We start from the raw sequence: 10,771 nt of genomic DNA on the forward strand, positions 1-10,771 counted from the left end.
AAATTGCGAATGCCTCGCATCACAGTCTTGAAAGAGACTGCGATGCGAGGCATTTCGCATATCCGGGGCAAGAACATACGCACCCCCCGCACCCGCGAGCCGCGGGCCGGCCGGCCGAGTGTGCACCCACCGACCTCCCCACCCGGCCGATGCCCCGCCAACTGCACACTCGACACCACCCGCGGGCCGGCCGAGTGCGCACTTGCTGGCGTCCCCATTCGGGCGACGCCCCGACAACTGCACACTCGACGCCACCACCCGGCGGTCGAGTCGACGGCCGGGTGAGCTCAGAACAGCGGGATCAGCTCAACAGGTGGGCGCAGCGAAGCAGCCCGAGATGGCTGTAGGCCTGCGGGTGGTTGCCGAGCGAGCGCTCGGCGACGGGGTCGTACTCCTCGGCGAGCAGCCCGGTGGGTCCTGCCGCATCGACCAACTGCGCGAACAGAGCCTCGGCGTCCGCGCGTTCCCCGATCAGCAGGTAGGCCTCGATCAACCAGGCCGCGCACAGGTGGAATCCACCCTCGCCGCCGGGCAGGCCGTCGTCGTGGTGGTAGCGGTAGACGGTCGAGCCGCTGCGCAACTCCGCCTCGGTGGCCCGGACCGTCGCGATGAACCGCGGATCGGTCGGGTCGATGAGGCCGGAGAGCCCGATGTGCAGCGTAGCCGCGTCCAGGTCGGTGCCGTCGTAGGCAGCTGTGTACGAGAGCGCACGATCGCTCCAACCGCGATCCTTGACCTCGTCCGCGATCTCTGCCCGCAGCGCCGTCCATCCGGGGCCGGACTGCCTGCCGTAACGCTCGGCCAGGGTCAGGGCCCTGTCCACGGTGACCCAGCACATGACCTTCGAGTACACGTGGTGCCGCGGGTTCCCGCGGATCTCCCAGATGCCGTTGTCGGGTTCGGCCCAGCGGCGCTCGACTGCGGAGACCATGGCCTGCACCAGGTTCCAGTCGGCGTCGGTGAGCACGTTCGTCAGGCCCGCCTTCTCGCGGGCCTCGGCGAGATGCGAGATCAGGTCGACGATGGGGCCGAAGACGTCGAGCTGCACCTGCGAGTTCGCGGCGTTGCCGACCCGCACCGGCCGTGAGCCCGAGTATCCGGGAAGAGAGTCGAGCACTGCCTCGGGCGGCAGGTTGGCGCCGTAGATCGTGTACAGCGGGTGCAGGCGCTCGGGGCCGGGCAGCGTCTCGAGCACGCCGTGCACCCACTCCAGGAAGGCCTCGGCCTCGCCGAGCGAGCCGAGCGAGACCAGCGCCGACGCGGTCAGCGACGCGTCCCGGAGCCAGCAGTAGCGGTAGTCCCAGTTACGGACGCCACCGATCTCCTCGGGCAGCGAGGTGGTGGCCGCGGCCAGGATGGATCCGGAATCGGCGTGCACGAGCCCGCGCAGCGTCAGGGCCGAGCGCTTCATCAGCCCGCGCTTGCGGGCGGGCAGGGTCAGACCGTCGGCCCATTCGCTCCAGTACGACTCGGCCAGCGACCTGCGCTCCGATTCCGGCGTGGCGGTCGGACCGAGTTCCGTGGTGCCGCAGCGCAGTTCGAGGACGATCGGTCCTTGCGACGGGTCGACGACGGCGCGCGCGCTCTGCTGGATACCGTCGCTGGTGATCTCCCACTCGACGCCGGGGGAGCGCAGCACGGCCGGATCGGTGGTGCCGTACACGCGCAGGCCGTCGGCCTCCTGCTCGAGATGCACCTGGACCTGTCCGAACTCGGGACGCGGCGCGAAGGTCACCACGGCCTTGGCCTGACCGGTGATCACCCGGGTGAGGTCGGTGCGGCCCTGGTCGACGTCGTGGGGCAGGTAGTCGGTGACCTGCAGGCTCGCCCAACGGGTCTCGACGGTCATGGTGCCGTCGACGTACCGCTGGCTCAGCGGCAGGGCCTCCCGCTGGGGGCCAACCGTGAAGTGGCCGGCACCGACCCCGCCGAGCAGGTGCGCGAACACCGCGGCGGAATCGGGTTCCGGATGGCAGAGCCAGGTGAGGGTCGCATCCGGGGTCAGCAGCGCGACCGTCCTCGGGTTCGCCAGCATGCTGAGACGCTCGATCGGGGTGGCGCTTTCACCGTGGAGCCAGGTGCGCCGCTCCTCGAGCAGGAACGCCAGCGCAGCGGAGACGTCCTCGGTGCTCGACACGCGGAACTCGGCGAGTGACTCACCATCGCCCACCTTGACGCCGAGATCCGGTCCCTGGAGCCGGCTGAACGCCTTCTCGTCGGTGACGTCGTCGCCGAAGAACACGGTGGCCGAGGCGCCCTCACGGTGCCGCAGGATGTCGAGTGCCTCGCCCTTGTCGGTGGTGATGACCGCGAGTTCGATCACGGCCTTGCCCTCGGTGACCTGTACGCCGTTCCAGGTGGCGGCCCCGCCGCGCACCCGCGACAGCGCCGCCTCGGCGATCTCGGGAGCGGCGTTGCGGACATGCAGGGCCGCGCTGGCGGGCTTGATCTCGACGGTGACCCCCGGGCCAGCGGCGGCGACGGCCTGCAGTTCCTCGGTGACCTCGCGCAGCAATCGCTTGGCGTCGTCGTCGATCTCGTGCACGAAGCCCACGTCGAATTCGGAGCCGTGGCTGCCGACCAGCTGCACCTCGACCGGTAGTCGGGACAGCATCGCGAGGTCCCGGAGCGCACGGCCCGAGATCACCGCCGACATGGTGGCGGGCAGGCTGGCCAACGCCCGGAGGGCGCGCACGGATTCGGCGTGCGGGAAGGCCTTCGCGGGGTCGGAGACGATGGGGGCCATCGTGCCGTCGTAGTCCGACGCCACGAGGAGCCGAGGCGTTCTCGCGACTGATACGAGACGCCTGCGAAGCTCGACGGGTAGGTCTTGCGCACTCACTGCGCAAAGTCTACTTACGCGACGCCCGGATCCTTGTAACCTCCGCCGAGAAGGAGTTCGACGGTCAGTTCCAGCCGCTTGGCGACGTCCGTCGCGGAGGAGCGACGGGTGAGCCACGCGACCAGGTTCGAGAGCCACACATCGGAGATGACGCGGGCGATCGCCAACTGCTCCTCGGTCGGCTCGCCGTCGCTCATCGCGCGGGCGAACAGCGAGTCCATCAGCTTTCCGACCTGATCGACCTCGGCGGCCGCGGACGCGTCGGCGAACATGAAGGCACGGGTCATGGCCTCGGTGAGCAGCGGATCGCGCTGCATCGCCCGGGTGATCTGGCCGAGGATCAGGTGCATGCGCTCGATCGGGGTGTCGCCGGGCGGCAACTTCTTGCGCGAGTCGATCTTCTCGAACTCGCGGGCGAGCGAGGACACCAGGAGGTGGACCTTCGACGGGAAGTAGCGGTAGAGGGTTCCCACCGCGACATCGGCGCGCTCGGCGACGGCTCGCATCTGCACGGCCTCGTACCCGCCCTTGGACGCGAGGGCCAGGGTGGCGTCGAGGATCCGCTTGCGACGCTCCCGCTGCGCATTGGAACTGAGATCCTCGTCGGTCAGCGTCGAGACGGCCCCGTTGGTCGAGGCGGTCTTAGCCGCGGAACGGGTTCGAGATGAGGAGGTCATCCACAGATTCCTTGGTATCGGCGAGTAGTTGAGTTCGTGCAGTTCGTGCCAGGTCTTGACTCTTACCCGGCCCACATATTAGAACACGTTCTAGACAAATTTGTCAGTAATGAAAGGTTGGCCTCCCTTGTGACAATCGCCACGACAGACGAGCAGCGTGCCGTCCAGGAATCGATTCAGGCCTGGGCCCGCGCGACGAACCCGATCGAGACGCTACGGCAGGGGCCGGCGGATTCGTGGCGGTCGCACTGGTCCGCCATCGCGGACCTCGGCCTGTTCTCCGTCGCGCAGGCCGAGGAAGTCGGCGGCGCGGACGGCGAGATCGTCGACCTCGCGGTGATGCTCGAGCAGGCGGCCGCGGCGTTGGCCGCTGGCCCGGTGCTCTCGACCGCGCTCGCGGCGCTGGTCGTCGGACGCAGCGGCGAGGCGGCGGCCAAGCAGTGGGGTCCCGAGCTCGCGGAGGGCAACCTGCCGGTCGGCGTCGTGGTCGACGGCGTCGTGGCCGCCGAGGCCGACGGTGACGGCGGGCTCGTGCTCCGCGGCGAGGCCGGGCTCGCGCTCGGCGGCGCGCCAGGAGTCGGCGTGCTGCTCGCGGCCGCGCGCGGCGACGACACCGTGTGGTGCCTGATCGACGCCGAGGCGGACGGACTGACCGTCGAGGCGTTGGAGAACGTCGACGTGAGCACCCCGCTCGGCCGGGTGTCCTGTGCGGGTGTCCGGGTGAGCGCGGACCGGATCGTCGCCGGGCTGCGGCCGGGACTGATCAGGGACCTGGCCGCGACACTGGTCGCCGCTGAGGCGGCGGGTGTGGCGGGCTGGTGCCTGCGGACCGCCGTCGAGTACGCGAAGATTCGCGAGCAGTTCGGCAAGCCGATCGGCTCGTTCCAGGCCATCAAGCACCTGTGTGCCGAGATGCTGTGCCGGGTGGAGCAGACCCGGGCGGTGGCGTGGGACGCCGCGGTCGCGGCGGAGACGGACGCCGAACTGCCCATCGCGGCCGCGGTCGCCGCGTCGGTCGCACTCGACGCCGCGGTCGACACCGCCAAGGACTGCATCCAGGTGCTCGGCGGCATCGGCTTCACCTGGGAGCACGACGCGCACTTCTACCTGCGGCGCGTCCTCTCCCTGCGTCAGCTGCTCGGCGGCGGCGCGTACTGGCGGGCCCGGGTCGCTGAGCTCACCCAGGCCGGCGACCGCAGGCACCTGACCGTCGACCTCGGTGACCTCGAGGCCTCGCGCCCCGAGGTGCGCGCGGAGCTGGAGTCCATCGCGGCGCTGCCCGAGGGTGAGCGCCGGATCGCGTTCGCCGAGTCCGGCTACCTCGCGCCGCACTGGCCCGAGCCATACGGCAAGTCCGCGAAGGCGGCCGAACAGATTCTGATCGGCGAGGAGCTGGTGCGTGCCGGGCTGGAGACCCCGAACCTGGTGATCGGCTGGTGGGCGGTGCCGACCATCCTCGAGCACGGCACGCCGGAACAGATCGAGCGCTTCGCGGTTCCGACCCTGCGCGGCGACGTGATCTGGTGCCAGCTCTTCAGCGAGCCGGGTGCGGGCTCGGACCTCGCCGCGCTGCGGACCACCGCCGAGAAGGTCGACGGCGGCTGGCGCCTTCAGGGCCAGAAGGTGTGGACTTCGCTTGCCATGGAGGCGGATTGGGCGATCTGCCTGGCGCGCACCGACAAGGACGCACCCAAGCACAAGGGCATCACGTATTTTCTGGTCGACATGCGCAGCGCGGGCATCCGCATCTCGCCGCTGCGCGAGATCACCGGTGACGCGCTGTTCAACGAGGTCTTCCTCGACGACGTGTTCGTGCCGGACGACGGCGTGGTCGGGCAGGTCAACGGCGGGTGGAAGCTGGCCCGCACCACGCTGGCCAACGAGCGGGTCGCGATGAGCGGCGGCTCCTCGCTCGGCAAGGCGATGGAGGAGCTGCTCGAGCTGGCCGGGCGCGGCGGCCCGAACGCCGTCACCGCGGATCGGATCGGGTTCCTCATCGGCGAGGCCATGGTCGGCTCGCTGCTCGAGCACCGCACCACCCTGCGTCAGCTCGACGGGCAGGACCCCGGACCCGAGTCGAGCGTGCGCAAGCTGGTCGGTGTCCGGCACCGCCAGGCGGTCGCGGAGTTCGCGCTCGAGCTGTCCGGGCCGGGCGGCGCCGTCGAGAGCCCGCTGTCCCGGGAGTTCCTGAACACCCGGTGCCTCTCGATCGCGGGCGGTACCGAGCAGATCCTGCTGACGGTGGCCGCCGAGCGGATCCTCGGGCTGCCGCGGGACTAGCTGCGGCTGGTGGTGCCCGGCACGGGGGCGAAGCGTTGCTCCCGTGCCGGGCCCGAACCGTTGTCCCCGGGCAGGGGAGCTGATACAACTAGAACAGGTTCTAACTCGTAGGCGGGATTGTTCAGCGTGGATTTCTCTCTGGATCAGACACAAGAAACGGTGGCGGAGATCGTCGTGGGGCTGTTGGCCCGCGAGGTCTCCGATCCCGCCGATACCAGCGGCTTCAATCAAGCGTTGTGGGAGGCGATGGCGAAGGCCGACCTGCTCTCGCTCGCCGTGCCCGAGCGGCTCGGCGGCGCGGGCCTCGGCCTGCCCGAGGTGCTGCCGCTGCTCACCGAGACCGGCCGCGGCGCCGCGCCGGTGCCGGCGCTGGCGACGCTCGGTTTCGGCCTGCTCCCGGTGCTCGCACTGGGGACGCAGGAGCAGCAGGACGCGGTCCTCGCCGAGGTCGCGACCGGCCGGGTGCTCACCGCGGCCCTGAACGAGCCGGGTGCGGCGTTCCCGTCGTCGCCGTCGACCACCGCGGTCGCGGACGGTGACGGTGTCGTCGTCAACGGCCTGAAGGTCGCCGTTCCGTTCGCCGACCTCGCCTACCGGATCCTGGTGCCGACCGACGCGGGCGTCGTGCTCGTCGCGCCCGACGCCCCCGGCGTCACACTGGCCGAGATCTCCTCGTCCTCGGGCAGCCCCGAGTTCTCGGTGCGGCTCGACGGTGTCCGGGTCCCGGCCGCCGAGGTCCTCGGCGGCGACAACGCCACCCTGTACCGGATCGCGCTCGCGAGCATCGGCGCGTACGCGGACGGACTGCTCGCAGGCGCCACCACGCTGACCGCCGAGCACCTGCGCACCCGTGAGCAGTTCGGCAAGCCCCTGGCGACCTTCCAGGCCGTGGCGCAGCAGATCGCCGACGTCTACGTCACCTCGCGGACCCTGCACGTCTCGGCGCTGGCCTCGGGCTGGCGGGTGGCCGAGGGCCTCGAGGCGGATGACGACCTCGAGGTGCTGGCCTACTGGATCGCGGCCGAGGTGCCCGCCGCGATGCGCACGCTGCACCACCTGCACGGCGGGCTGGGTGTGGACGTGACGTACCCGATGCACCGCTACTTCTCCATTGCCAAAGACCTGGCCCGCCTCGTCGGCGGCGCCTCATCTCGACTCGACCTCGTGGGGGCCCGGTGTTCATCGATCTGACACCCGAACAGCGTGAGCTGCAGGCGGAACTGCGCCGATACTTCGCCGGCCTGATCTCCCCGGAGGAGGCCGAGACCATGCTCACCGAGCGGCACGGCCCCACCTACCGTGAGGTCATTCGCCGGATGGGCAAGGACGGCTGGCTCGGCGTCGGCTGGCCGGTCGAGTTCGGCGGCCGTGGCTTCGGCGAGATCGAACAGCAGATCTTCGTGAACGAGGCTGTGCGGGCGGATGTTCCGCTGCCCTCGGTCACCCTGCAGACCGTCGGCCCGACGCTGCAGACCTACGGAACCGAGGAGCAGAAGCGCAAGTTCCTGCCCGCGATCCTCGCGGGCGAGGTGCACTTCGCGATCGGGTACTCCGAGCCGGACGCGGGCACCGACCTGGCCGCGCTGCGGACCACCGCGGTGAGGACAGGGGACGAGGCCACCGGGTATTACACGGTCAACGGTCAGAAGATCTTCACCACCGGTGGCCACGACGCCGACTACATCTGGCTCGCCGTGCGCACCGGCGACGCGGACTCCCGTCACCGCGGCATCTCGATCCTGATCGTGGACACCAAGGATCCCGGTTTCACGTGGACCCCGATCATCACCGCCGACGGCGCGCACCACGTCAACGCCACCTACTACTCCGACGTCCGCGTGCCCGCGAGCATGCTGGTCGGGGAGGAGAACAAGGGCTGGCGGCTGATCACCACCCAGCTCAACCACGAGCGCGTCATGCTCGGACCGGCCGGCCGTGTCGCGGGCCTGTACGAGAAGGTGCACGAGTGGGCGGCCAAGCGGGACCTGCTCTCCGAACCGGACGTGCAGCGCGGCCTCGGCGAGATCCACGCGACCTACCGGCTCAACGAGCTCCTCAACTGGCAGGTGGCCGCGGCCACCGGCGACGTGGACATCGCGGACGCGTCGGCGACGAAGGTCTTTGCCACCGAGCGTATCCAGCGTGTCGGCCGGATCGCAGACGAGATCATCGGCGCGCACGGCGACCCCGGTGACCCGGAGACCGCGAAGCTGATGCACTGGCTGGACGTGCAGGTCAAGCGGAACGTGGTGATCACCTTCGGTGGCGGCGTCAACGAGGTCATGCGCGAGCTCATCGCGATGGCCGGCCTCGGCCTGCCGAAGGTGCCCCGATGACCGCGACGGAGGTTTCAGTGAGCGACAAGGAAGCATCGATCCTCGCGGCAGCCGAGCGGGTGAGGGCGGGCGGCGCCAGCAAGGCCCGCGCCGGCCGCGACCCGATCAACATGCCGATGATCCGTAACTGGGTGGAGGCGATCGGCGACGAGAACCCCATCTACGTCGACGAGGACGCCGCCGTCGCGGCGGGACATGGCGGCATCGTCGCACCGCCCGCCATGGCGCAGGTCTGGACGATGCGTGGGCTCGGCGCCGTGCGCGAGGAAGACGATCCGCTCGGCCGGATGACGGAGATCCTCGACGAGGCCGGCTACACCTCGGTGGTCGCGACGAACTGCGACCAGACCTACCACCGCTACGTCCGGCCGGGCGAAGAGGTGACCATCGAGTCGGTCCTCGAAGACGTTGTGGGACCGAAGAAGACGGGGCTGGGCGAGGGCTGGTTCTTCACCACCAGGAACTTCTGGAAGGTCGGCGACGAGGTCGTCGCCGAGATGCTCTTCCGGATCCTGAAGTTCGCGCCCCCGGCGAAGGAGGCGGCCGCTCCCGCGGGAGCCGCGTCGTCGAGCCTGGGCGAGTCGCTCGACGATCTCGACCCGACCCGGATGCTGCGTCCCTCGCAGTCCCGCGACACCGAGTTCTTCTGGGAGGGCGTCGCCGCCCACGAGCTGCGTCTGCAGCAGCGTCCGGACGGTTCGCTGCAGCACCCGCCGGTGCCTGCGATCTGGAAGGACAAGTCGGAGCGGACGGACTACGTCGTGGCCTCGGGGCTCGGCGCCGTCTTCAGCTACGTCGTGCACCACGCGCCGAAGGTGCCGGGTCGTTCGCTGCCGTTCGTCGTCGCGCTCGTGGAACTCGCGGAGGGCGTGCGGATGCTCGGCGAGCTGCGCGGCGTCGATCCGAGCGAGGTCACGATCGGGATGCCGGTGCAGGTGGAGTTCCTCGACCTGCCCGGCGACGACGAGACCGGACAACAGCCCTGGACGCTGTACGCGTGGCGTCCCGCGAAGGAGCAGTGATGAGCTCGACCCTGACAGCGACAGTGGGGGAGACCCTGCCCGCCCTGTCCATCCACGGCGACCCGACCTTCATCGTGTCGACGGCGTTGGCCACCAGGGACTTCCAGGATGTCCACCACGACCGGGACAAGGCGCAGCAGCGCGGCTCGAAGGACATCTTCGTCAACATCCTCACCGACACCGGGCTGGTGCAGCGGTACGTCACCGACTGGGCCGGCCCGCGCGCGGTGATCAAGTCGATCAAGCTGCGGCTCGGTGTGCCCTGGTACGCCTACGACACGCTGACCCTCACCGGTGCCGTCTCCTCGGTGGAGGACGGCCTCGTCACCCTCGACATCGTCGGCAAGGACAGCCTCGGTGACCACATCAAGTCGACGGTCACCCTCGTGATGGATGGAGCAGCCCAGTGAGCGAGCTGTCCGGCAAGGCCGCGATCGTCGGCATCGGCGCCACCGACTTCTCGAAGGACTCGGGGCGCAGCGAGCTGCGCCTCGCCGCCGAGGCGGTGCAGGCCGCGCTCGACGACGCGGGCCTGAAGCCGTCCGACGTGGACGGCCTGACCTCGTTCACCATGGACACCAACACCGAAGTGGCCGTGGCCCGTTCGGTCGGTATCCCGAACCTGAAGTTCTTCAGCCGGATCCACTACGGCGGCGGCGCAGCCTGCGCCACCATCCAGCAGGCAGCGATGGCGGTGGCCACCGGCGTCGCGGACGTGGTGGTCGCGTACCGCGCGTTCAACGAGCGCTCGGGAATGCGCTTCGGGCAGGTCAACTCGGCGCTGGTGCAGCAGGTGAACTCCTCCGGCACCGACAACGCCTTCTCGTACCCGCACGGGCTCAGCACGCCTGCGTCGTTCGTCGCGATGATCGCCCAGCGCTACATGCACGTGTACGGCGCCACCAGCCGGGATTTCGGGGCGGTTGCGGTGGCGGACCGCAAGCACGCGGCGACCAATCCGAACGCCTTCTTCTACGGCAAGCCGATCACGATCGAGGAGCACCAGGCCTCGCGGTGGATCGCCGAGCCGCTGCACCTGCTGGACTGCTGCCAGGAGACCGACGGCGGCATCGCCATCGTCGTGACCTCCCCGGAGCGGGCGAAGGACCTGCCCAACACGCCGGCGATCATCGCCGCCGCGGCGCAGGGCAGTGGGGCCGATCAGTACATCATGACCAGCTACTACCGGGACGGCCTGAGCGGTCTGCCGGAGATGGGGCTGGTCGGCGACCAGCTGTGGGCCCAGTCGGGGCTGCGTCCGCAGGACATGCAGACCGCGGTGCTCTACGACCACTTCACCCCGTACGTGCTGATGCAGCTCGAGGAGCTCGGCTTCTGCGGCCGCGGCGAGGCCAAGGACTTCATCGCCGACGGCGCCATCGAGCTGGGTGGGCGGCTGCCGCTGAACACGCACGGTGGGCAGTTGGGCGAGGGCTACATCCACGGCATGAACGGCATCGCCGAGGGTGTCCGCCAGATCCGCGGTACCTCGGTGAACCAGGTTCCGGACGTGCAGAACGTCCTCGTGACGGCAGGCACCGGCGTGCCGACCTCGGGGCTGGTCCTCACGGCGTAGGCGCCTTCGGCGCCCGTGCGCGGTTGACGAGTGCTAGG

The 10,771-nt window shown here is 69.9% G+C and carries 8 protein-coding genes; 6 read left to right on the top strand and 2 right to left on the bottom strand.

Annotation, left to right across the window (positions count from 1 at the left end; translation table 11 throughout):
• Positions 1–301 precede the first annotated feature (301 nt).
• Together otsB and kstR are read right to left on the bottom strand one after the other, a co-directional pair.
• Positions 302–2,842, bottom strand: coding sequence for a trehalose-phosphatase (gene otsB / locus RM1_RS25485; RefSeq protein ID WP_072754392.1), 2,541 nt, complete (start codon positions 2,840–2,842; stop codon positions 302–304).
• 14 nt (positions 2,843–2,856) lie between these two features.
• On the bottom strand, positions 2,857–3,519 hold the full coding sequence (gene kstR, locus RM1_RS25490; protein ID WP_072754393.1) for a cholesterol catabolism transcriptional regulator KstR: 663 nt from the start codon (positions 3,517–3,519) through the stop codon (positions 2,857–2,859).
• 129 nt (positions 3,520–3,648) lie between these two features.
• Here kstR and RM1_RS25495 point away from each other — a divergent pair, with 129 nt between their 5' ends.
• From RM1_RS25495 to RM1_RS25520, 6 genes are all read left to right on the top strand, one after another.
• A complete protein-coding gene (locus tag RM1_RS25495; RefSeq protein WP_072754394.1) occupies positions 3,649–5,799 on the top strand; it encodes an acyl-CoA dehydrogenase family protein in 2,151 nt (716 codons plus the stop codon).
• Between the two features lie 126 nt (positions 5,800–5,925).
• Entirely contained in the window at positions 5,926–6,990 is a 1,065-nt protein-coding gene (locus RM1_RS25500; RefSeq protein ID WP_072754398.1) for an acyl-CoA dehydrogenase family protein, read from the top strand.
• The gene (locus RM1_RS25505) at positions 6,975–8,135 is read left to right on the top strand and encodes an acyl-CoA dehydrogenase family protein (RefSeq protein ID WP_072754395.1); all 1,161 of its coding nucleotides are present in this window, start codon (positions 6,975–6,977) and stop codon (positions 8,133–8,135) included. The genes RM1_RS25500 and RM1_RS25505 overlap by 16 nt, the downstream gene beginning before the upstream one ends.
• The gene (locus RM1_RS25510; RefSeq protein WP_072754396.1) at positions 8,132–9,157 is read left to right on the top strand and encodes a bifunctional MaoC family dehydratase N-terminal/OB-fold nucleic acid binding domain-containing protein; all 1,026 of its coding nucleotides are present in this window, start codon (positions 8,132–8,134) and stop codon (positions 9,155–9,157) included. The genes RM1_RS25505 and RM1_RS25510 overlap by 4 nt, the downstream gene beginning before the upstream one ends.
• On the top strand, positions 9,157–9,567 hold the full coding sequence (locus RM1_RS25515; protein ID WP_027502878.1) for a MaoC family dehydratase: 411 nt from the start codon (positions 9,157–9,159) through the stop codon (positions 9,565–9,567). Before RM1_RS25510 ends, RM1_RS25515 begins: the two co-directional genes overlap by 1 nt.
• A complete protein-coding gene (locus RM1_RS25520; protein WP_072754397.1) occupies positions 9,564–10,733 on the top strand; it encodes a lipid-transfer protein in 1,170 nt (389 codons plus the stop codon). The genes RM1_RS25515 and RM1_RS25520 overlap by 4 nt, the downstream gene beginning before the upstream one ends.
• Positions 10,734–10,771: the final 38 nt, after the last annotated feature.

Origin of the sequence: Rhodococcus maanshanensis NBRC 100610 (assembly GCF_001894865.1) — a bacterium.
GTDB classification, from domain to species: Bacteria; Actinomycetota; Actinomycetes; order Mycobacteriales; family Mycobacteriaceae; genus Rhodococcus_G; species Rhodococcus_G maanshanensis.

Excerpts from the sequence above, each read along its gene's own strand:
- kstR (WP_072754393.1), bottom strand. The coding sequence starts at position 3,519 with ATGACCTCCTCATCTCGAACCCGTTCCGCGGCTAAGACCGCCTCGACC.
- RM1_RS25510 (WP_072754396.1), top strand. The coding sequence starts at position 8,132 with ATGACCGCGACGGAGGTTTCAGTGAGCGACAAGGAAGCATCGATCCTC.
- RM1_RS25515 (WP_027502878.1), top strand. The coding sequence starts at position 9,157 with ATGAGCTCGACCCTGACAGCGACAGTGGGGGAGACCCTGCCCGCCCTG.